Consider the following 21,454-nt stretch of genomic DNA (forward strand, 5'->3'; position numbering starts at 1 on the left):
ATCGATCCAGGCGGCTACGTCATCGGCGCCAGCAACGCGAGGCCGGCGACCGAACCGGGATGGTGCGTGGCCACGCCGAGGGCTACCGCACCGCCCAGCGAATGACCGACGAGCAGCGGCGGACGATCGAGCGCGAGCGTGTCGATGAGGCTCGCAATGATCGCCTACTGGCCAAGGATACCGGGTTGTTCGCCGGTCGGCACCGAATAGCCCGAGCCGGGTCGGTCGACGAGAATAACGCGATACCCGTCGGCCAGCGCATCGGCGACTCCGTAGGAGAAGTTGCGGAGCTGCGCGCCCAATCCGTGGATCAGGACGATCGGCGGTCCCGCACCGCGATCGACATAGTGGATCCGTGCACCTGCGACGTCGATGAAACGGCCGTCGGCGGGCACGTCCTGCTCGATCCGCTTGGTCGTCGCGCGAGTGTAGACCGCGGCTGCTGCCAGTGTCGCAGCGATGATCCCAGCCGAGCGAAGTGCGATCGAGCGTTTCGGGGCGTCGTCGGAAACCGATCTGGACGCGAAGAAACGGCGCATGTCGGCGAGCAGCAATTCGGGTTGCTCGAGCGCGGCGAAGTGGCCGCCCGCGGGCATCTCGGTCCACTGGACGATGTCGTAGGTCTTTTGCGCCTGCGAGCGCGGCGGCGGCGGGAAGACCGGGTCGGGGAACACCGCGACTCCGGTCGGTACGGTGATCCGCGTTCCCGCGGGAAAAGTGCCCGAATCCTCCAGCACGCGACCGCGGTACATCCAGGTCGACGTCACGAACGATCCCTCGATCAGATACAGCATGATGTTGGTAAGGAGCAGGTCCTCGTCGAACGCCTGCCACAGGTCGGGGCGGCCGTGTGCGTCGCGTGGCACGTCGGCCCATGTGCCGAACTTCTCCAGGATCCACGCCGCGACGCCGACCGGGCTGTCCGACATCGCTACGCCTAGCGTCTGCGGGCGCGTGCCCTGTTCCTGCGAATAGCCGGTTTCTTCCTTGGCAAGCCTGGCGCGTTTCGCAGCCCAGGCGACCTCGTCGGGCTTTTTTGGCACCGCATCATTGGCCTGGAGCAGCACCATGTTCAGATGGAGTCCGGCGATCACTTCGGGATGCGCGTGTGCCATCCAGCCACCGATCGCGGAACCCCAGTCCCCGCCCTGCACGAGATAGCGTCGCGTGCCGAACAGCTCGACCATTAGACCGTGCATGAGTTCTGCGGTCTGCTTCGGTCCGATCGGAGACACGGGGCGGCCCGAAAACGCGTAGCCGGGCAGCGAGGGGACGACGACGTCGTGACCGTCGGCGACGAGTGGCGCGATCAGCGCCTCGAATTCGAGGAACGACCCGGCCAGCCGTGCAGCAGCAGCAGCGGGGGACGTGAGCCATCGCCCCGCGCATGAATGAAGTGGAGGCTCTGCCCCTGCACGTCGGCCGTAAACTGCGGCAGCATATTGAGCCGCCGCTCCTGCGCGCGCCAGTCGTAGTCCGCCAGCCAATAGTCGACGAGCCGCTTGAGATCGGCGAGGCCGACGCCTGACTGCCAGCTTCCCGCGTCCGGCATAAGGCTCCAGTCGAACGCCTCGACCTTTGCGCGGATGGCGGCGAGGCGGTCGTCGAGTACCGCTATGAAGAAGGGTTCTGCCATGTGTCGATCCCGCCGATGGGGGTAAATCTTATTTCCCCGATTGAAAGCCTAACGTCGAACGCGCGAAAGTCGCCGGAAGGCGCTTCGAGGCGAGATGAACGAGCGGCTGCTTTTGGAAAGCGGGCACGGCGGTTTGGACGTCTGGAATTGGGTCCTGGCTGCCATATCGTGGAACGCGCGTGCAAAGATCAGATTGCATCGTAGCTGAATAGCCACATTGACGAGCTCTGCTTGCTCGGTTTGTCACCGGTGCTTTGAAGCCGGCCGACTGCAGTATATCTGGCGCCGTTTCTGAGTGAACCGGACGGCATCAGGAGTGCGAGGCGGGGTGCGACATACAACACTAGGTCATGGCCATCGTCGGTCGTCATGCTGACAGCCGTGTAGCCAAGCTTTCCGCCCAGAAGCCGTTCGTTCGCCTGACCGTATCCGGTCGGCGACGTGAGGCTCGTAATGCGCCCAGTCACCCGGACAAGATTGCCGTTGGGCTGATCGGTCGCGGCGTTGAACGGCCGCTTGGTCCGCATCCGCTCGGCATTGATCGTGTTGTAATGGTCGAGCAGCTGGCCAAGACTTTGATAGTCGATCGTCCATTTGCTGCGCTCGGCCCAGAACAAGGTTCCGTCGAACACGGTGAACAGCGCGTCGGTCCAGCCGGCGCATCCATCGGCATCTTCGCAATTGGGCCACGCCGCATCGATCCATCGCACGAGCTGCGTGTTCGGATCCGAGAATTCGGCCTCCTTGGCAAGGCCGGGCCCGAACGCGACCGCGGCCTGATGTTGCCGCGGAGCGACGACCGCGACCGCGCCGTTGCCGACATCGAGTTTGCCTATCCGCAACTGCCGCATCATCGCCCAGGCATAGTCATTCGCGGAAAGCCCCTTCAGGTCGTCGACCACCAGGATACTCATTTCGACGCCTGAGTCCTTGGCGAGGCGATACAGCCTATGCTCCATCGTTCTCATACGCGCCGGATCGAGCCGTCCGGTCTCGTCTACGATGAAGCGGCCGTATTTGAAGGGTATCGATCCGGGTGCCGGTAACAGGCGGGCAGGGACCGAGGCATTCACGACCGCCGGCGGTGTAGCGGCCGGTGGCGCGGTCGGTCCTTGCGCGATCGGGCCTGGCGAGGCACCGCCGGGCGCCGCAGGCATTTTCCCGCCCGCGCACTCGAGACCGCCCGATTGCGTGCAGGATTGTCGCCACCCTTGCTGGATCGCGTTGGCGCGCTGGTCCTTTGCCGGATGGGTCGGCGAGCCGTGGCTGCTGCCGACCGTCAGGATCATCCGCTGCGCCTCGGCGAGCGGCGCGCCCATCTTCTGCAGGACGTAGCCGCTGAACTTGTCGGCTTCCAATTCGATTTCTGGGCGACTGCCGCCGGGCACGATGGTGTGCCCGGACAGATGGTGCGCGATCTCGTGCGCCATGATGCTGATCGGTCCCCAAGGGCTGCCGCCGACCTGCGCTTCAGCCGCCTTCATGAACGCGGGGTTGAAGGCTATAACTCGGCGCGGCACACGCTTGTCATCGAGCATGATGACCGCGGCAGCGTTCGGCACCGGTCCAGACACGACGACGAAATTGGCGGGGAGGCCGGTATAGCCCATGATGCGCGTGACGGCGCTGGCGCAATCCTGCGGGGCACCGCCGTTCAGCGATGTTGCATCCGCCTGAACCGGTTTGCCGTCATAGGAACAGGCCTGCAGCGTCGACGCGATCGCCTCTACCCTGGCCGCGCTGGAGGCCGTCTTGCTCGTGTCGTCCGACTTGCCGCATCCGCTTGTCAGGAGGGCCGCCAGCGCACTCATTGATGCCAGATGCAGGGTCCGCATGTTACCGTCTCCTCGTCAGCGGCTTACCAGCCAAAGGATCGCCCATGCGTAAACGCGCAGCAGCGTCCAGTTGATCGCGGCGACCATGATGCCGGCTAAAACCAGCCTTGGCCAGTCGGTCCGCCATGACAGGAGGAAGAACTGGCGATAGGCCACCACGACGATCAACGTTTTGAGAATGGGCACGTAAATTTGCGACGCCGCCTTGTGCGTCAGGATGAACCCCGGATCACGCCAGATCAACGTCGGCAACATGTTGACGCTGATGAACGCCAACACGATCGACTGACAGTAGATCGCCAGCACCGTCACTTCGACCAGATTATAGCCAAGCCGGCGCCGGAACACGATCGCTGCCGCAGCGACGATGGCGACGATGCCCAGCGAGAAACTCCAGTTGGAATAAGCCAGCACCTGCGCGGCCATGCGCTTGACGACGCCATCGCGATCAACGCCCGCATAGACGCTGAAATACTGGTTGGTCGCGAGTAGTAAAACAAGGACGGCAACAGTCGCCACGAGCAGCTTCAGCGGGTGCACCCACGTCGTGCGCCGACCCATCACATATTCCCGGGCGACCGTACCGGGCGTTACGATCAGCTTGCCGAGCGTCCGGATTGCCGGCAGTTCGAACAGGCGGAGCCGATCCCAGGTTTCCTTGCGGATATCGTGCCAGACGAACCGCTTCGCGGCTTTCTGCCCGCATCCACTGCAATACGCGGTTGTCATCGGCGTAGCGCAATTCCCGCACGTCGGTTGCTCGAACCAGTCGTTGGAAACCGGAACGTTGGGAAGGGAAGAAGGGCTCTGCTTGTTCGGACCCAACGCATCAGCAATCATGCGGCGGACTTCCAGCATTTTACCTCCCCACGTTGCTCTGCTTCGGCTTAGCATGGGACCGATGGACGGTGGAACAGCCCGCATGGCCCGCTACTGCCCTGCGAACAGGCTCTTCTCCGAAGCAGCCGGACGGAGGTCGGCCAAACAAGGCGGAACATGCTAGATGAACAAAGGTCCGTTTCTGGGGGAGCCTAACAGCCGCTGAGTGACCACTTGTGGGTCAAAGCAACGCGTTCCCTCTAACCAACCACCTACATCAGCTTGTCGAGCGTGATTGGCAGATCGCGCACGCGCTTGCCGGTTGCGTTGTAGACTGCATTGGCGACGGCCGCCGCTACGCCGGTGATACCGATCTCGCCGATACCGTGCGCACCCATCGGCGTGTGAGGGTCGGCAATGTCGGTCCAGATAACGTCGATGTCCGGCACGTCGAGGTGCACGGGAATGTGATACTCGGCGAGGCTAGGGTTCATGATCCGACCACTGCGTTCGTCGAACTGCGTCTCCTCCATCAGCGCCATGCCCAGTCCCATGATGATGCCACCGCGAAACTGGCTCCTCGCCGTCTTGGGGTTGAGGATGCGGCCGCAATCGAATGACCCAAGGATACGGCTGACCCGTGTCTCGCCGGTAACCGCGTTGACGTGCACTTCGCAGAAAATCGCGCTGTGCGAGTGCATCGACCAGTGCATCAGTTCGAGGGGCTGGGACGCCGCCTCAGTGACGGTGACGCTGTCGCGTTGCGCGCGTGTCAGGATCGAGGCGTAGCTTTCCCGCCGCGCAGGATCGTCGCGCTTGGCGAGCCCGCCGTCCTCGCTACCTACCTCGTCCGCTGACAGCCCGGCTAGAGGCGAATCGTTGCCGGCGAGCTTGAGGAGTTCGCCGACCAGCGCGTTCTGCGCGGCGATGACGGCGGCACCGATCGCTGCGGTTTGCTGCGATCCGCCTGCCATGATCGCGCCCGGGATCGATGCGTCGCCGTAGCCGACCTCGATCCGGTCCATCGGCAGGGCCAGTCGCTCCGCTGCAACGATCGCGGTGGTGGTCGACGTCCCCATGCCCATCTCGGCGGCTGCGACCTCGATCTTCGCGCGCACCGTGTCTCCGTCACGCGCAAGGGTGATGCGTGCTTGGGCACCCGGCATCCGGTAATAGGGATAAGTGCCGGTCGCGCAGCCCATGCCGACCTGCCACTCGCCGTCCCGGCGCTCGCCCAGAACGGCGGGGCGATCCGCCCAGCCGAACCGCTCGGCGCCGGAGCGCCACGCGTCGACGATGTGCCGCGAGGAGAAGCTAAGGCCCGATGTCGGATCCTTGTCCGGCTCGTTGCGGATACGCAGCTCCACCGGATCCATGCCGAGATCGATAGCCAATTCGTCGATCGCGCATTCCAGCGCGAAGGTGCCGACCGCCTCTCCGGGCGCGCGCATGAAGGTATTGGCCAGCATGTTCATTCTGGCGATCTCGACCTGCAGGGTGATGTTGGGGCAGGCATAGGCAGCGCGGGTGCCCAGGATGAACGGTTCGGGCATGTTGTTGTGCGGTGTCATGACCGACAGGCCGGTGTGGATCAGCGCGTCGAAGGCGCCATCCGCTGTCGCGCCGATTGCGACGCGCTGCTCGGTGAGGCTTCGACCGCCGACGACGCGGTACACGCCCTCGCGCGACAGCGCGATACGCACCGGCCGCTGCGCTAGCTTCGCCGCGGCGGCGCCAATGATCTGGTGGTCCCAAAGGCCCTTGCTGCCGAAGCCGCCGCCGACATAGGGCGACGTCAGATGGACCTGATGAAGATCGAGATCGAAGACCTCGCCGATCGTCTGTGCCTGCGCGGTGACCATCTGGCTTGCGTCGTGGATTACCAGTTCGCCATCGACCCAAGCGATTGTCGCGGCATGCGGCTCGATCGCATTGTGGTTGTGGCGCGGCGTGCGATAGACCTGATCGACGACATGCGCCGCGGTGGCGAGCGCGGCCTTGGCATCGCCGATCTCGTTGAGCAGCGGCTGGCCCATGAACAAGCCTTGTTCGATGCCGTTGGCCTTTGCGCCCGCCAGGTTGGTCGTCGACGGCTCCTCGTCATAGGTGAAGCGAACAAGCGACGCGGCATGATCGGCCTGTTCCTGCGTCTCGGCGAGGACGCAGGCGATCGGCTGGCCGTTCCAGTGAATTCGGTCGTCCTGCAGGATAGGCAGGTCGGCGGGGCCCACCGCGGTCGGCGACGAGCCGAAAACGCCCGGCTTGTTCATCCGAGGCGCGTTGAGGTGGGTCATCACAAGCACGACACCCGGCGCGACTTCCGCGGCGCCGCTGTCGACTGCCGTAATCCGTCCGCGCGGGATCGTCGCATAAGCGAGCGCTGCATACGCCATGTGGTCGAAGCGGAATTCCGCCGAGAAGGTAGCCTCGCCCTTGACCTTCAGCGTGCCGTCGAGCCGGGATACGGGCGTGCCGATCAGGCCGTGTTTGTGCGCGATCAGAGGATCGGGACGACCACCGGGAATCCAGCTGTCGGGTGCTAGCGGCACGAGCTTCTCCATTGCGCGCTGCATCAGGCCCTGCGCTACCTGCTTCGCGGTCTCGACGATGCTCATGCCACTTCTCCCTTCGCCAGGTCGGCCAACACCGCAGCCAGCGTCCGCGCCGCCAGTTCCGGCTTGAACGCATTGTCGCGAAGAGGCTGCGCGTCGGCGAACTCCGCGGCCGCTGCCGCGCGGAACGCGGCTTCGGTGGGCGATGCGCCGCGCAGCGCGGCCTCCGCCTTGGTCGCGCGCCAGGGCTTGTGCGCGACGCCGCCGAACGCGATCCGGACATCGCCGATCCGGTCGCCGTCCATCTCCACCGCCGCAGCGACGGAGATCAGCGCGAAGGCGTAGCTCGCCCGGTCGCGCACCTTGCGATAGGTGGAACGCGCCGCGAAGCCTAGCGGCGGCAGCGCGATAGCCGTTATGAGCTCGCCTGGCGCCAGCACCGTATCGAGATCGGGCCGGTCGCCGGGCAAGCGGTGGAGGTCGCCAAAGGCGAGCGTGCGCGCGCCGTCGGGTCCTTCGATATGCACGGTCGCCTCGAGCGCGGTCAGCGCAACGCACATGTCGGATGGATGCGTGGCGACGCAGGCGTCGGAGGCGCCTAGGATCGCATGGATGCGGTTGAAGCCCTTGCGGGCATCGCACCCGGTGCCGGGCGTGCGCTTGTTGCAGCGCGATCCGTCCGTATCGTAGAAATAGGTGCACCGGGTCCGCTGCAGCAGATTGCCTCCCACCGTTGCCATGTTGCGGATCTGCCCCGAAGCACCCGCCAGGATCGCGCGCGACAGCACCGGATAGCGTGTCCGCACCGCGTGGTGCTCGGCTAGCGCCGTATTGCGGACAGCCGCGCCGATCAGCAGCCCGCCATCCGCGGTCTCGGTGATCGCGTCAGACAGGCCGGTGACGTCTACCAGCCGCTCCGGCCGCGCCACCGCCTCGCGCATCAGGTCGACGAGGTTGGTGCCGCCGCCGAGGAAGGCCGTCGCATCGCCCGCGCCGAGTCGCACCGCATCCGTCACATCGTCGGCACGCGTGTAGCTGAAGGGGGTCATGCCGTTACCTCCCTGGCGCGTTCCGATGTGATCGTCGCCTGGATCGCATCAATGATGCCGTTATGCGCGCCGCAACGGCACAGGTTGCCGCTCATCCGTTCCTGAACCTCCTCGCGGGTCAGCGTCACACTGCCGCATAGGTCGGCGCTGACGTTGCTGGGAACGCCGCGTCGCGCCTCCGCCGCCATGCCGATAGCCGAGCAGATTTGCCCCGGCGTGCAGTAGCCGCATTGGAAGCCATCATATTCGATGAAGGCCGTCTGCAACGGGTGGAGCGTCCCGACCTCGCCCAGGCCCTCGATCGTCGTAATCTGATGGCCGTCATACTGGACCGCCAACGCGAGGCAGGACAGGATGCGCTCGCCATCAACCAGCACCGTACACGCCCCGCATGCGCCCTGATTACAGCCCTTTTTCGTGCCCGTCAGGTGCAGCGTCTCCCGGAAATAGTCCAGCAGTGATACACGAGGGTCGACCGGTCCTGCGACGGCGTTTCCGTTGACGATGAATGACATGGCGATCTCCTTCGGCGCACCGCGCCAATGGCAACTTATACCAATTTATATGTCGTGCTGATGTCTTTTCCGCATCCAAGTGCCGCGGTCGTCGTCGCAGCGTGAACGAATGGCGGAAGTTAGAGAGCTAAAAAATCGCCAGCAAATGACCGCTTCTGGGTCAGAAGCGCAATGTGAGCGATGCGCCCAAAACTAAAGGGCCAGGCAAGTCACCTAGGAGCTCATCTCGGGATTATCATACCACCAAGCTGAGCAGCAACGTGAACAAAAGCCCGAAAACTCCGACCAGCGTTTCCATCGCCGACCAGGATCGGAACGTCTCGGCCAGGCTCAGGCCGAAATATTCCTTGAACATCCAGAACCCCGAGTCATTGACGTGGCTGAACATCAGGCTGCCCGCGCCGATCGCGAGCACCATCAGGCTGGGATCGACGCCGTGCGCGGCGATCAGCGGCTGGACGATGCCGGCCGCCGTCAGGCCGGCGACCGTGGCGGACCCCAGCGCCACCCGGATCACCATCGCGAGGCCCCAGCCCAGTACCAGCGGCGCCAGGCTCAGTCCGCTCAACCAGCCGGCCAGTGCGACGTCCGCGCCAGCATCGACGAACACCTGCTTCAGCGCGCCCGCGCCGGCGACGATCAGCAGGATGCCGGCGATGTCCTTCACCGCCTCTCCACTGCCCGTCGACAGCCGCGCCAGCGACGTGCCCCGCGCGACGCCGAGGATCAGCATCGCGGCTAGCACGGAGATCAGCATCGTCACGACTGGGTTGCCGCCGAACGCGATCCAGCCCTTTGCAACCGGCGGGAGCGCGGGCAGCGTCATCAGGACGGTTGCGCCTGCGAGCAACATGACCGGCAACAGCGCGATCGCGAAGCTGGCGGTCGCGCTCGGCAGTTCCACGACGGCCTCCGGCGTATCGGCGGCGGGGCGGGGATGCGTCGTCATGCCGCGCAGGCTGCGGGCGAACAGCGGTCCGGCGATCAGCAGCGTCGGTATCCCGACCGCGAGGCCATAGATCAGCGTCAACCCGATATCCGCGCCGAACATCCCCACCAGTGCGGTCGGCGAGGGATGCGGCGGCAGGAAGCCGTGCGCGATCGACAGTCCGGACAGCATCGGCACGGCGAGATACACGGTCGGCATGCCCGAACGGCGTGCGACCGACAGGATCAGCGGCACCATCAGGACGAAGCCGACATTGTAGAATAGGGGTATGCCGACGATGAACCCCGCCAGCGCGAGCGCCAGCGTGATCGGCCCGCGCCCGACAGCATGGATCAACGTATCGGCGATGCGCTGCGCGGCGCCGCTGTCCGCGACGATCCTGCCGAACATCGCGCCTAGGCACAGGATTGCGGTCAGCGACCCCAGCATGTCGGCGACTCCGCGGGTCAGCGATCCTGCAACGCGGTCGAGCGGCAGGCCGAGCAGCATCGCCGCCGCCAGTGCCGCGATCAGGAACGCGACGAACGGGTGCAGCTTTACCACCGAGATGAGCAGCACGAGCAGGCCGACGGCAAGCGCCACCGCGAGGATGGTCATGGCGTGTCTCCTGCACGGGCAAAGGGGTCTTCTGCTGGCTCAGGCGACCGTAGCGGTCCTACGGCAGCGGGGGCGGGGCTCTCGTCGACGAGCGCGTACGCGACGATATCTTCGGCGCCGTAAGCCAGATACTGGTCGTGCGACCATCGCAGGTCGCCGGCGCGCGCGAACTTCCGGGGACCATAGCGGCAGCGGACCGCGACTGCCGCATCATCGGCTACCGGACATCGTCCCCCGTTCCAGGGGTGCCAGGAGTCCGCGATGCCGGTGTCGTCAATGGCCATCCTCTATCCCGCGCGATCGTCGTCGGGCGCTTGTCGGGCCCGACGTGCCGTAAATCAACTCAGCCGAGATACCGTCCGGCCCAGCCCAAGCCGGCGACAGTCTCCGTCGCGGGCGCATATTCGCACCCGATCCATCCTGTGTAGCCAAGCGTGTCGATCTGTTCGAGGAGCCACGGAAAGTTCAGTTCGCCGGTTCCTGGCTCGTGCCGCCCCGGATTGTCGGCGATCTGGATATGGCCGATGCGCGGCAGCAGGCGCTCGATCGCGCGGGCCACGTCGCCCTCCATGATCTGCATGTGATACACGTCGTAGAGTAATTTGACGTGGTCGCGACCTACTGCGTCCATCACGTCCAGAACGGCGGCCGTGGTGTCGTAGAAATAGTTCAAGATATCGATCCGCGTGTTGATCGGCTCGAGCACGAGCGTGATACCGTCGTCCGCGACCATGTCGGCCGCGATCCGAATGTTGTCGATCAGGGTGCGGGTCCAGACCTCCCGGTCCGCGCCGGGGGCGATCTTGCCCGCCATGACGTGGAGTGTCCGGCATCCGGTCGCGCGCGCATAGGCCAGCGCCGTATCGATGCTCTGGCGGAACTCCTCGACGCGTGTCGGGTCGGCCGCGATGCCGCGCTCGCCAGCTGCCCAGTCACCCGGCGGCAGGTTGAACAATGCTACCGTCAGGCCGTGTCGCAGAGCAGCTGCCGCCACCGCCTCGGCGGGCTCGCCATAGGGCGACACGCATTCGATCGCCTTGAAACCGGCCTCGGCGGCGGCGGCGAACCGGTCGAGGAACGGCAGGTCGGTGAACAACATGGTCAGGTTGGCGGCGAGGCGGGTCATGCGTGGTCCTCCGATGGCAGCACGAGCACCGCCCTGAAATCATTGACGTTGGTGCGGGTGGGGCCGGTGACGAGCAGATCGCCGATCGTCGCGAACAGCGTGCCGCTGTCATGCGCGGCCAGATACGTGTGGGCATCGAGACCGATCGCTGCGCACCGGTCTATCGTATCGGGGGCGATCAGCGCGCCGGCGGCCTTGCTGGCGCCATCCTCGCCGTCGGTGTCGCCTGCCAGCGCCCAGACGTCGGGCAGTCCCTCGATCGAACACGCCAGTGCAAGCGCGAATTCGGTATTGCGTCCGCCTCGCCCAGGGGTCTTTCCCGCCAGCGTCACGGTGGTCTCGCCGCCGGACAACAGGACGGTCGGCGTGGGTACCCCGCGGCGTACGAGCGCGGCCATCTCCTGGCCCAGCGCCTGGCTTTCACCCTCCAGGTCATCGCCGAGCAGGATGGGATGAAGACCTAGCGCTCGGGCAGCGTCCGCGGCTGCGTCGAGGGCGGCAGCCGGCGTTCCGATCAGGCGGGCATCATGGTCGCCACTGGAGAGTATGGCTGGCTCCACAGTGAGCAGCCGGGCGGACACCGCCGCCGGAAGCTGGTCGCCGAGCAATGCCACGACATGCCGCAGGTCCATGTCGGCGGTGGGATCGGGGATCGACGGACCCGATGCGATCGCCGCCATGTCGTCGCCGGGAATATCGCTGATCCCGAGTGTCACGACGCGGGCCGGATGTGCCGCGGCCAGCAGCTTGCCGCCCTTGATCGCGGACAGGCGGCGGCGAACGACGTTCATGGTGCGGATGTCGAGCCCGGAGGCGAGCAGCAGGCGGCTGACCTTCTGCTTGTCCGCCAGCGTGATGCCCGGTGCCGGCAGCGCCATGACCGACGATCCACCGCCCGATATCAGAACGAGCACCAGATCCTCGGGCAGCAGCCCGGCGACCGCTGCTAGAATTTCGCGCGCGGCGGCCTCGCTGGCGGCATCGGGTACCGGGTGCGCCGCCTCGCGTACCATGATGCGTCCGGCGGGCATGCCGTAGCCGTACGGCACGACAACGATGCCCGACAGGTTGACGTCGGGCCAGGCCGCATTGACCGCCGCCGCCATCGACGCGGCTGCCTTGCCTGCCCCGACGACGATGCAACGTCCCTGCGGTTTTGGTGGCAGATGTTGCGCCAGCACGCGGGCGGGGTCCGCACTCGCCACCGCCACGTCGAAGAGATGGCGCAGCGCGTCGCGAGCGGTCTGGTCGGTCCACGGGCTCAGCTTGGCGATCGGTTCCGCCATCACGCCAGATCCACCGCGACGACTTCGTGTATCTTGATCTGCGGCACCTCGACGATCAGGCGATTGCCCTCCCGCCGGAACGTCGCGTCGCGTTCGGCTTCGAGCAGGCGAACGCGGCGCGGGGTGGCGCCGCGCGGCAGTTGCAAGGTCACCTGATAGGGGCCGGCCGGCAGCACTTCGCGCATATAGCCACGCATCGCCATCGGGTTGGTCAGGTTGACGAGATGTGCCGCCAGCGAACCCCGTTGTCGCCAATAGCTGATGTCGAGCAGTCCGGGGCCCGTCACCGCCATCGGCTGCGGCCCATCCGCCGCCCAGACGACCGCGTTGCGCAACAGCGCGAGATGGTCACCGGTCGAGTTTTCCCAGAACGTCCGATCGAGATCGAACGGAAAATAGACCACCCGGCCTTTGCCGAACCGGCGCGCATACACCATCGGCTCGTCGGTCGTCCGCGTCGCGGTATAGACCTTCTCCATCGGCAGGTCGGGATAGCTCGGGACCAGCGTGAACGCGGCGGGCAGGCTGGCGCCGCGGGGCCGGACGTGCACGCGCTTGGTGCCGGCGATGATGCGCGGCGTATCGTCCAGTCCGACGGTCAGCGGACCCGGTCCGCGCACAGTCAGATAGCTGTTCTGGACGCGGCGATCGATCGTGCCGTCGAAGTCGCAGCCGAACAGGTCGGCGAGGCCGAAGTTAGCGCGGCGCTTGCCCCATTCGTCGTACAGCGCGGTTTCGTGGGTCGCGACGATCGCGCCGCCGCGCGCGACATAGCCGCGTAGCGCCGCGCATTGTGCGGTCGACAGCGCCGCGATGTTGGGCAGCACGATCACCTTGTACCGATCGATCGCCTCGGGCTCGAGCAGCCGTTCGTCGACGAACGCGAAGGGCACGCGCGCTTCCACCAGCGCCTGGTAAAAGCCGTTGGTGGCATCGTCGGAACTGCCGCGCAGCGACTGTGCGTCCTGCGGCCCGCCCGAGCCGCCGTCGGCGCGCTGCACCTCCTCGATATAATAGGTGTTGGTCTGCGACGAATGCAGCATCGCGACCTGCGCGAGATTGTCGGTGTTGCGGAAATACGCCTCGTGGCGGGCATGCCAGGCATAGGATTCGGCCACCGCCGGCACCCAGCGCTTGTCGAACACCTCCGCCTTGAATTTGGTCATCCACGGCCGGAAGCCGTGCGCCAGACCGTCGTGAAGGTAGGCGCGGATCTCGGTCGGCGCCTGCACCGAATCCATGAAGCGATAGGGGGTCGCCGTCTCGCCCACCGCGAAGATGCCGCTCATCGGCCGGTCGGGCATCAGGCAGGCGGTTTCCTTGGCGCTGCGTCCGTTCAGCCACGCCGGCGCGTTGCCGCTGCGCGCCTGGCGATCCGCGAACAACGCGCGCGCGGTGCGTCGCAGGCGACGCGGATCGAGCCGTCCCCAGGTTCCGGGCGTGAAGAACGCCTGCGGATTGACCGCGGTAACGGTCCGTCCCCACAGCGCCAGCTGCTCGTACCGGACCTCGTCGTCCCAGACGAGATAGGCGCGCACCACCGGGTCGCTAACGTCGCGGAGCGCGGTGGGAAGCGCAAAGCCGCTCGCCGACTTGAATTTGGTCTTGCAGACGGCGCAGTGGCACAGCCCGGCGCCGCCCGCCCAGCGATTGCCGAACAGTCCATCGACCGGATAGGTGCTGACGATCTCGTGCAGCACCTGCGGCATCCAGTCGAACGTGACCGGGCCATTGGGGCAGGTGAGATACAGATCGCGGTCGGTCGGATGGCGCTTGGGCTGGCCGGCGGCATCGCGCGCCACCCATTCGGGATGCGCGGCCAGCGCGTCGGCGCGCATTGCATGCGGATCGACGCGGCCCAGCACGCGGATGCCCATCGCCTTGCAGGCGTGGACCAGATCGCCGAACATGTCGCCGGTGCCCAGATACGGGCTGCGATAATGATAGGGCACCTTGGTCGGGTAGAAGGCGGTGACCCCGCCCGCGCTCAGGCACACGCCCTGCGTGCTGGTGCGTTTAAGGAAATCGAGCCAGAAACCGATGTCGTAGCGACCGGGATCGTCCTCGGTCGCGCAGATCTGGACCCAGCGCATCGGGCCCCATTCCCATCCTTCGCCCGTCGCAGTCTTGGTCGCCTGTCCGAACGCGACGCCAGGGAGAACCGCCGCGACGCCGAGCGCTGACGCGCCGATCACGGTACGGCGGTCGATACCGTCCAGGCGCTCCGGCTGATTGCCGACCATTGCATCTCCTCCCATGGCGTATTCTTCTATTGGATAATCTTTATTACCACGACACGCAGCGGCTCTTCAAGCCGATTCAATTGACGACGAGAAGGGTAATCGGAATATACAATTACAACGTTCTCAATCCATTGCCCAATACGGAGTAATGCATTCTTGGCTATATATACTTTCCAATTGAAATAATGGTCATCGCACCCTAGGATCGCGCGATCGACGCCAGAAGGCGCAGCAGGAGAGGAGGACGAATGTTCCGCCAGTTAGTCACCCCGGTCGCCGATAATCTGGCGCTATCGTTCCTGGCCGCTGCTCTGCCCATCGTGGTCGTGCTCGTACTCCTCGGGATCGTACGGCGTCCTGCCTGGCAGGCGTCCATCGCCGGTGTCCTGGTCGCGCTCGTGCTGGCGGTGACGGTGTGGCGGCTGCCCGCCGGAATGGCGCTGAACAGTATTGCCGCCGGCGCGACGTTCGCGGCATGGCCGGTGATGTGGATCGTGCTCAACGCGCTGCTCCTCTACAACATCGCGGTGGTCACCGGCAGTTTCGAGGCGTTCCGTGCCTGGATGGTCCAGCATCTGCCCAACGACCGACGGGTGGCGCTGGTCGTGGTCGGCTTCTCGTTCGGGTGCCTGCTGGAAGGGGTCGCGGGCTTCGGCACGCCGATCGCGATTACCAGCGCGCTCCTGGTCGCGCTCGGCTTTCCGGCGATCGAGGCGATCGTCTTTACCCTCATGTTCAACACCGCACCGGTTGCGTTCGGCGCGCTGGGCTCGCCGATCATCACGCTGGGGGCCGTGACGCAGCTGAACGACGTCGCGCTCGGTGCGATGGTGGGCCGGCAGCTGCCGTTGATCGCCCTGTTCCTGCCGTTCTACGTGATCGCGGTCTATGGCGGCGTGCGGGCCGTGCGCGGCGTGTGGCCCGTCCTGCTGGTCGCGGGCGGATCGTTTGCGACGATGCAGTTCCTGTCGGCGAACTTCCTTGGCTATGCGCTGACCGACGTCCTGTCGTCGCTCTCGTCGCTGGTCTGCACGCTGATTTTCGTGAAGGTCTGGCGGATCAAGCCCGATCCCGCGTTCGCGCTGCGCGGCCCAGCCACGGCATCCCCAGGCGCGGCATCGTCAGAAATGGCATCGAGCGCGACGGCCGCGCCCGCCGTTCCCGGCAACAGCCTGAAGGGCTGGCTGCCATGGCTGGTGCTGTCGGTCACCGTCATCCTGTGGGTGCACCTGAAGGTGAACCTGATCGGCGAGATCAAGGTGGCGTGGCCGGGGCTGCACGAGGCAATCTTCATCACGACCTATGGCAAGCCCTATGCCGCGATCTGGTCGTTCCAGCCGCTCGCCACCGGCACCGCGATCCTGGTCGCCACGATCATCACCGCGCTGCTGCTCCGGTTGACGCCTGCCCAGCTGGTGACGGCGATCCGGCAGACGCTCCGCCAGATCCGGCTGCCGCTCGCGACGACGATGACGATCGTCGGCCTTGCCTATCTGATGAACTATTCGGGCATGGCCTATACGCTCGGCGTCGGGGTCGCGTCGGTCGGACCGCTGTTTCCGTTCCTGTCCGCGTTCCTCGGCTGGCTGGCGGTGTTCCTGTCGGGCAGCGACACGTCGGGCAATGCCCTGTTCGGCAACCTTCAGGTCGTCGCTGCGCGCCAGCTCGATCTGAACCCGGTGCTGATGGCGGCGACCAACGCGTCGGGCGGCGTGCTCGGCAAGATGATCTCGCCGCAGAACATCTCGACCGGCACCAGCACCACCGACTGCCGCGGACAGGAAGGCGCGATCCTGGCGCGCACCTTCAAGCACAGCGTGTTCCTGACGCTGGTGCTCGGGGTGATTGTCATGCTTCAACAATACGTCTTCCCCGGCATCATCCCGTCATGAGGCGCGGATGGCATTTGCTTGCGTCGGCGGTGACCGTGGCCACGCTGGCGGGGTGCGCGACTGACGGGGCCGATCGTACGTATCTCGGGCCCTTCATTGCCGCCGAGCGCGCCGCCACGCCGTTCGATCCGATAACCGCGAGCCAGCCGACGACGGATTTCGCCGGCGCTTACCGCATGCAGCAGCGCTATGTCCGCCACCGCCTCCGGACGGGCGATACCGTGGCAGGCTATAAGGGCGGCCTGATGTCGCACGCGTCGCTGAAGGCGCGGAACGTTGCCGAGCCGCTGGTGGGCGTGGTGTTCGCCTCGGGCCGGGCCGACGACGGCGCGACCATTTCGCTGTGCGGATACCGAAAGGCGTCGTTCGAACTGAAGCTGGGCTATTTGCTGTCTTCGTCCTCGGCAGACCCCAGCCGAGGCGTCATGGTTTTGCCCGTGATCGACCTGCCGGACATCGCCTACCGCGATCCCGATCACTATAGCGCGATCGACATGGTGGCCGCGAACGTCTCGGCGGCGCGCTACGTTCGCGGGGCGATGCGCGATGCCGATGGGGTCGACCTCGATGGCGTCCGCGTATCGCTGACGCGCAATGGGCAGCCGATCGCGTCCGGGCTCAGCGCCGAGTCGCTTGGCGGCCAGCGGCGGAGCCTCGACACGGTGGTGACGCTGGCGCGAAGGACCGGACGCGCTGCACGGCCGGGTGACCTGATCGTGACCGGCAAGATCGGCGATCGCGGCTGGCTATTACCGGGACGGTATGCAGCGGATTACGGCCCGCTCGGCATGGTCCGCTTCACCATTGCTGCGTGCGCCGTCCGACCGGCGGTAGCTTCCTGATCCTCCCCCGAAAGGGGAGGGTGGCGCCGCAGACGTCGGAGGGGGAGGACACGGAACGCTGGGTGTCGCTTACCGCCCCCTCCGTCAGGCTGACGCCTGCCACCTCCCCCTGGCGGGGGAGGATCGTTCGCATGCCCGCTTCAGGCGTCGCGGCCGCGGGACCTTGGGGGGGCGACGATGTCGCTGCGTGCCAGCCGGCGGATGCTGGCCTCCAGGCGACGTTCCGCATCGTAGATCTCGCGCTGGGTGCGCATCGCGGTCGTCATGTGCAGCCGGGACGCCTCGCGCGCGCCGGCGACGTCGCGTGCCATGATCGCGTCGTAGATCGCCTGATGCTCGTGCAGCTGCGAATCCTTCTGCCGGCGATGCTCGTACAAGTTCTTGCGGTTCAAATAGACGTTCGAGCGCAGGATGCCTTCGATGCTGCGCATGAAGTGCAGCATCATCAGGTTATGGCTGGCTTCGTAGATCGCGAAGTGGAACTCCGCATCGGTGCGGGCGATCTCGTCGACGTCTTGCGCCTCGTGTGCGACGACCATCGCCTCGAAACAGGCGCGGATGGCGTCGCGGTCGACATCTGATGCGCGCTCGGCGGCAAAGGCGGCGGCGGCGGCCTCGATCTCGGACCGGAGTTCGAGGCAGTCGATCCGTGCCTCGGGCGTGTCCATCAGTTGCGCGAGCGGATCGCGCAGGCTGCGACCGATATCCTCGCTGACATGCGCCACGCCCTGGGCATTGGTAGTCAACAGGCCCGCCGCGATCAGCTTGTCGAGCGCCTCGCGCAGCGACGGTCGCGACACGTCGAGCTTGGCGGACAGTTCGCGCTCCGACAGCAACCGCTCGCCGGGGCGAAGCGACCCTTCGAGGATCATCTGCTGGACGTGCTCGGCGATCGCGTCCGCGAGCTTTGCCGGCCTGATCGATGGTGCATTCATGAAAGGGGATCCGACATCATGCCATCATATAGCGTGCCCCGTGTCCGCCCGAAAGTATGGGCCGCACCGGTCATACCGGAATCAGCACCGCTTCGAATGCACCGACCGGCGGAAGATCGAACCAGCTTCGACCGGCGTCGCCAGGACGCGCGCGGATCGTCTGGCCGCCGACCAGCGCACGCGCCTCGCCCGCACGCGACCCGAGCACACCGATACTCAGGCCGTGCAGCGGTGGCGGCGATACGTACGTGCCGTTGCGCTGCCCCGCATAGTTGACGACGGTGACGAGCGAGGCGCCGTCGTCGCGGCGCATGACCATCAGTTCGGCGGGGCCGGCGCCGGTTAGGGCGAAGCGCTGCGGGGGCACGTAGCGGGCAATGATCGCGGCGATCAGTTCGCGGTGCGCGGACAGGCCGTCGCGGTAATAGTGCCAGCCCATGAACCACGGGATGTGGACCGTATGCCCCTTGCCGTGCGCGCGCACCGACACGCCCGGATCGGTGCGCGCGGCGACGCCCGGAATGGCATAGCTGAATTCGGGCGGGCCAAAGCGCTGGTCGGGGGCAAAGCGCATCAGCGTCTCCGCGTCACGCCGCGCCGCGCCACCGAAATAGAGGCCGTCGAGCGGCACGCGACCGGCGGTTTTCAATACGCTCTTGGCGGGGTCGAGCGTCCAGCCCGCGATCGTCCGTGCCGCCGCGTAGCGCGCCAGCGGGAACGAGGCGAGGGGCATCTCGGTGCGTGCGTCGCCGCGGTCGTCGAACCCGGCGAACAGGCCGGTGGTGACCAGCACGCCGCCATCCTGCACGAACCGATCGAGCGCCGCCGCTTCGGCATCCGACACGACCATGACGTTGGGCGCGACGATGACGTCGAACACCTGATGCAGCTTGGCGGCATCATCCGCATTTCGGGGCTGGCGGACGAACCGGAACGGAATGCGCGCATCGACCAGCGCCGTGTAGAGCCCGCGAAACTCGTCGGTCTGGTATATTGCGTACGGCGTCATCCCGGCCAGCCGACCGGTCGCGCCCGACTGATAGATCCCGACGGGCGCCGACTCCGCCATGCCGGCATAGCTGTCGGCGTTCGCCGCGCGCCATCTGAAGAGGCGGGAAACCGGGGGCAGATACGTGGGATCGTCCTGACCGGCGAGCGTGCCCATCAGGTATAGATCGAGCTTCGCGCCGACGCCCATCTGTTGCGCCATCCGGTTCTCGTGACAGGCGGCACTCTCGGTCACCTGGCGCCACGGATAGTCAATGTGCGCGGTGGAGGTGGACGACCAGGGCTTACCGGGGCTGCGCGCGAGCGCCGACCGGCATTGCTCGCCCGACTGATACGCCCATTCCGGCGCGGCACGGTCGACCCGCCGCTGCACCTCGCCGCGGCCGACCTGCTCAACGCTGTCATGCTGGGTGATCGGCACGCCGGGCGCGAGCTGGTTGATGTGCGCCGAGATCCGCTGGCGCAACGCTTCCGACGTGCGCGCCTGGAACGCCAGGTAATCGCGCCAGTTCGGGTCCGCGAACCCTTCGCGTGCGGGCAATTCCTTGCCGTACATCGCGAGGAAACCGCGCCGGCAATTGTAACAGACGCAGATGCCGTGATCGACATTGGCGTAATCCGTCCGCGGATATCCGGTCATGTTGAAGAAGATGCCGTCCGGTTTGTACCGCGTCAGTCCCTCGGTGAGGATGCGCAGGCCGTAATCGAGCGCCCAGGCGCCGTTCGGGCAGGCCTGATACGTGCCGGCGAATTCGCGCGGCGTGCCGTCGCGGTTGCGCATGAACCATTCGGGATTCGCGTCATAGACGGGCTTCATCGCCTTGGAGAGATCGAAGCGGCCGATATAGGCCAGTCCCTCCTCGCGCGCCGCGGCAATCATCGCCTCGACGAAATCGCCCTTCATATACGGGTTGCGGCGCTGATAGGGCAGGGCGGTGGGATAGAAGGCGACGATCCCGCCGATGTTGGAGACGATGACGTTGCCGCCGAACTGACGGATCGCGCGCGCGATCGTGCGCGGATCTTCGCGGATATCGATCTCGCGCAAATTGGTCTGGACGATGCGGTAATCCTGCGTCCACCATTTCTTCGGATCGAACCGGGTATCGATACCGGGCCGCCCCTGCGCCAGCAGCGGGCCGGACGTTCCCGTCGCAATGCCGAGCCCTGCCAGCGACAGCGTCTGCAGTACGCCGCGCCGCGATGCTGCCTTGATGTCGAACCCGTCCATCACCGTCTCCCGTAGCGCGTCGCGCTCAAACCTTCGCGATCTCGTGATCCGCTAGGACCTCCAGCGCGCGCACCATCGCCGAATGATCCCAGTCGGCGCCGCCGCGCGCGACGCAGGCACTGAATAATTGCTGTGCCAAGGCCGTGTTGGGCAAGGCCATTCCGAGCGACCGCGCGGTGTTCAGCGCGAGATTGAGGTCCTTCTGGTGGAGTGCGATGCGGAAGCCCGGCGCGAACGTGCGATCGATCATCCGCTGGCCATGCACCTCCAGCACGCGCGATGCCGCGAACCCGCCCATCAGCGCGCTGCGAACCTTGTCCGGATCGACGCCGGCCTTCGCCGCGAACAGCAGCGCCTCGGCCACCGCCTCGATGTTGAGCGCGACGACGATCTGGTTGGCGACCTTGGTCACCTGGCCCGCGCCGACCGGGCCGACATGAGTGATGTTCTTCCCCATCAATTGGAAGAGCGGTTCGGCGCGCGCGAACGCCGTGTCGGAAGCACCGCACATGATCGTGAGGCTGGCCGCCTTGGCGCCCACCTCGCCCCCCGATACGGGGGCATCGACGTAATCGCAGCCGAGCGCCGCGATCCGCGCGGCGAACCCGCGCGTCGCGATCGGATCGATCGAGCTCATGTCGATCACGCACCCGCCCGGCCGAAGCCCGGCGGCGATGCCGTCGGCCTCGAACAGCGCAGCCTCGACGTCGCCGGTATCGGGCAGCATCAGGATGACGATGTCCGCCCCGGCGGCGAGTTCGGCGGCGGACTGGCAGACGGTCGCGCCCGCCGCCAGCAGTTCGGCGGGCAGGGGCGAACGATGCTGGACCAGCAGCAGTTCGTGGCCTGCGGCCTGCAGGTGTCCCGCCATCGGCCGGCCCATGATGCCCGTGCCTGCAAATCCGATCTTCATGCTGTTGTCCTCATCGATGCTGCGCG

General features: G+C 66.1%; 17 protein-coding genes and 1 pseudogene. 2 read left to right on the plus strand and 16 right to left on the minus strand.

Going from position 1 to position 21,454, the window contains the following annotated elements; genetic code table 11:
* Positions 1-14: 14 nt before the first annotated feature.
* The 13 genes and pseudogenes from U1737_RS09430 to U1737_RS09490 form a co-directional block, all read right to left on the minus strand.
* Complete coding sequence (locus U1737_RS09430; RefSeq protein WP_332796684.1) at positions 15-98, minus strand: hypothetical protein; 84 nt, start codon at positions 96-98, stop codon at positions 15-17.
* A pseudogene (locus tag U1737_RS09435) lies at positions 78-1,343 on the minus strand (alpha/beta fold hydrolase); the annotation flags it as partial. The gene U1737_RS09430 and the pseudogene U1737_RS09435, both read right to left, overlap by 21 nt.
* A complete protein-coding gene (locus U1737_RS09440; protein WP_332796581.1) occupies positions 1,310-1,636 on the minus strand; it encodes an epoxide hydrolase N-terminal domain-containing protein in 327 nt (108 codons plus the stop codon). The gene U1737_RS09440 and the pseudogene U1737_RS09435, both read right to left, overlap by 34 nt.
* A gap of 188 nt (positions 1,637-1,824) precedes the next feature.
* Positions 1,825-3,471 (minus strand): TPM domain-containing protein, encoded by a 1,647-nt coding sequence (locus tag U1737_RS09445; protein ID WP_332796582.1) that lies wholly within the window; start codon positions 3,469-3,471, stop codon positions 1,825-1,827.
* 15 nt (positions 3,472-3,486) lie between these two features.
* The gene (locus tag U1737_RS09450; RefSeq protein ID WP_332796583.1) at positions 3,487-4,329 is read right to left on the minus strand and encodes a DUF3667 domain-containing protein; all 843 of its coding nucleotides are present in this window, start codon (positions 4,327-4,329) and stop codon (positions 3,487-3,489) included.
* Positions 4,330-4,562: 233 nt separating this feature from the next.
* Positions 4,563-6,905 (minus strand): xanthine dehydrogenase family protein molybdopterin-binding subunit, encoded by a 2,343-nt coding sequence (locus U1737_RS09455; RefSeq protein WP_332796584.1) that lies wholly within the window; start codon positions 6,903-6,905, stop codon positions 4,563-4,565.
* Complete coding sequence (locus U1737_RS09460) at positions 6,902-7,891, minus strand: FAD binding domain-containing protein (RefSeq protein WP_332796585.1); 990 nt, start codon at positions 7,889-7,891, stop codon at positions 6,902-6,904. Before U1737_RS09460 ends, U1737_RS09455 begins: the two co-directional genes overlap by 4 nt.
* Complete coding sequence (locus U1737_RS09465) at positions 7,888-8,406, minus strand: 2Fe-2S iron-sulfur cluster-binding protein (RefSeq protein ID WP_332796586.1); 519 nt, start codon at positions 8,404-8,406, stop codon at positions 7,888-7,890. The genes U1737_RS09460 and U1737_RS09465 overlap by 4 nt, the downstream gene beginning before the upstream one ends.
* 235 nt (positions 8,407-8,641) lie before the next feature.
* Positions 8,642-9,952, minus strand: a complete 1,311-nt coding sequence (locus tag U1737_RS09470) for a gluconate:H+ symporter (RefSeq protein ID WP_332796587.1) — start codon at positions 9,950-9,952, stop codon at positions 8,642-8,644.
* On the minus strand, positions 9,949-10,236 hold the full coding sequence (locus tag U1737_RS09475; RefSeq protein ID WP_332796588.1) for a hypothetical protein: 288 nt from the start codon (positions 10,234-10,236) through the stop codon (positions 9,949-9,951). Before U1737_RS09475 ends, U1737_RS09470 begins: the two co-directional genes overlap by 4 nt.
* Positions 10,237-10,295: 59 nt before the next feature.
* The gene (otnI, locus tag U1737_RS09480) at positions 10,296-11,078 is read right to left on the minus strand and encodes a 2-oxo-tetronate isomerase (protein WP_332796589.1); all 783 of its coding nucleotides are present in this window, start codon (positions 11,076-11,078) and stop codon (positions 10,296-10,298) included.
* The gene (locus U1737_RS09485; RefSeq protein WP_332796590.1) at positions 11,075-12,364 is read right to left on the minus strand and encodes a glycerate kinase type-2 family protein; all 1,290 of its coding nucleotides are present in this window, start codon (positions 12,362-12,364) and stop codon (positions 11,075-11,077) included. Before U1737_RS09485 ends, otnI begins: the two co-directional genes overlap by 4 nt.
* On the minus strand, positions 12,364-14,607 hold the full coding sequence (locus U1737_RS09490) for a beta-galactosidase trimerization domain-containing protein (RefSeq protein WP_332796591.1): 2,244 nt from the start codon (positions 14,605-14,607) through the stop codon (positions 12,364-12,366). Before U1737_RS09490 ends, U1737_RS09485 begins: the two co-directional genes overlap by 1 nt.
* Before the next feature lie 248 nt (positions 14,608-14,855).
* On the opposite strand from U1737_RS09490, the gene U1737_RS09495 reads away from it, so the two are divergent.
* The gene (locus tag U1737_RS09495) at positions 14,856-16,499 is read left to right on the plus strand and encodes an L-lactate permease (protein WP_332796592.1); all 1,644 of its coding nucleotides are present in this window, start codon (positions 14,856-14,858) and stop codon (positions 16,497-16,499) included.
* Positions 16,496-17,341, plus strand: coding sequence for a 2-keto-4-pentenoate hydratase (locus U1737_RS09500; protein ID WP_332796593.1), 846 nt, complete (start codon positions 16,496-16,498; stop codon positions 17,339-17,341). Before U1737_RS09495 ends, U1737_RS09500 begins: the two co-directional genes overlap by 4 nt.
* Positions 17,342-17,481: 140 nt before the next feature.
* Here the strand turns inward: U1737_RS09500 and U1737_RS09505 are convergent, their stop codons facing one another.
* From U1737_RS09505 to U1737_RS09515, 3 genes are all read right to left on the minus strand, one after another.
* Entirely contained in the window at positions 17,482-18,276 is a 795-nt protein-coding gene (locus tag U1737_RS09505) for an FCD domain-containing protein (protein ID WP_332796594.1), read from the minus strand.
* Positions 18,277-18,346: 70 nt separating this feature from the next.
* Positions 18,347-20,515, minus strand: coding sequence for an alpha-amylase family protein (locus tag U1737_RS09510; protein ID WP_332796595.1), 2,169 nt, complete (start codon positions 20,513-20,515; stop codon positions 18,347-18,349).
* A gap of 25 nt (positions 20,516-20,540) precedes the next feature.
* Positions 20,541-21,428: a 2-hydroxy-3-oxopropionate reductase gene (locus U1737_RS09515; RefSeq protein WP_332796596.1), complete on the minus strand. Its 888-nt coding sequence runs from the start codon at positions 21,426-21,428 to the stop codon at positions 20,541-20,543.
* Between the last annotated feature and the right edge of the window lie 26 nt (positions 21,429-21,454).

This window comes from Sphingomonas fucosidasi, from assembly GCF_036663855.1.
GTDB lineage: Bacteria > Pseudomonadota > Alphaproteobacteria > Sphingomonadales > Sphingomonadaceae > Sphingomonas > Sphingomonas faeni_B.

What these genes read in the sequence shown, in the direction of transcription:
- U1737_RS09445 (WP_332796582.1), bottom strand. Translation starts at nt 3,471, where the DNA reads ATGCGGACCCTGCATCTGGCATCAATGAGTGCGCTGGCGGCCCTCCTG.
- U1737_RS09490 (WP_332796591.1), bottom strand. Translation starts at nt 14,607, where the DNA reads ATGGTCGGCAATCAGCCGGAGCGCCTGGACGGTATCGACCGCCGTACC.
- otnI (WP_332796589.1), bottom strand. Translation starts at nt 11,078, where the DNA reads ATGACCCGCCTCGCCGCCAACCTGACCATGTTGTTCACCGACCTGCCG.
- U1737_RS09505 (WP_332796594.1), bottom strand. Translation starts at nt 18,276, where the DNA reads ATGAATGCACCATCGATCAGGCCGGCAAAGCTCGCGGACGCGATCGCC.
- U1737_RS09495 (WP_332796592.1), top strand. Translation starts at nt 14,856, where the DNA reads ATGTTCCGCCAGTTAGTCACCCCGGTCGCCGATAATCTGGCGCTATCG.
- U1737_RS09450 (WP_332796583.1), bottom strand. Translation starts at nt 4,329, where the DNA reads ATGCTGGAAGTCCGCCGCATGATTGCTGATGCGTTGGGTCCGAACAAG.
- U1737_RS09485 (WP_332796590.1), bottom strand. Translation starts at nt 12,364, where the DNA reads ATGGCGGAACCGATCGCCAAGCTGAGCCCGTGGACCGACCAGACCGCT.
- U1737_RS09500 (WP_332796593.1), top strand. Translation starts at nt 16,496, where the DNA reads ATGAGGCGCGGATGGCATTTGCTTGCGTCGGCGGTGACCGTGGCCACG.
- U1737_RS09455 (WP_332796584.1), bottom strand. Translation starts at nt 6,905, where the DNA reads ATGAGCATCGTCGAGACCGCGAAGCAGGTAGCGCAGGGCCTGATGCAG.
- U1737_RS09440 (WP_332796581.1), bottom strand. Translation starts at nt 1,636, where the DNA reads ATGGCAGAACCCTTCTTCATAGCGGTACTCGACGACCGCCTCGCCGCC.
- U1737_RS09515 (WP_332796596.1), bottom strand. Translation starts at nt 21,428, where the DNA reads ATGAAGATCGGATTTGCAGGCACGGGCATCATGGGCCGGCCGATGGCG.
- U1737_RS09510 (WP_332796595.1), bottom strand. Translation starts at nt 20,515, where the DNA reads ATGGACGGGTTCGACATCAAGGCAGCATCGCGGCGCGGCGTACTGCAG.
- U1737_RS09465 (WP_332796586.1), bottom strand. Translation starts at nt 8,406, where the DNA reads ATGTCATTCATCGTCAACGGAAACGCCGTCGCAGGACCGGTCGACCCT.
- U1737_RS09475 (WP_332796588.1), bottom strand. Translation starts at nt 10,236, where the DNA reads ATGGCCATTGACGACACCGGCATCGCGGACTCCTGGCACCCCTGGAAC.
- U1737_RS09460 (WP_332796585.1), bottom strand. Translation starts at nt 7,891, where the DNA reads ATGACCCCCTTCAGCTACACGCGTGCCGACGATGTGACGGATGCGGTG.
- U1737_RS09470 (WP_332796587.1), bottom strand. Translation starts at nt 9,952, where the DNA reads ATGACCATCCTCGCGGTGGCGCTTGCCGTCGGCCTGCTCGTGCTGCTC.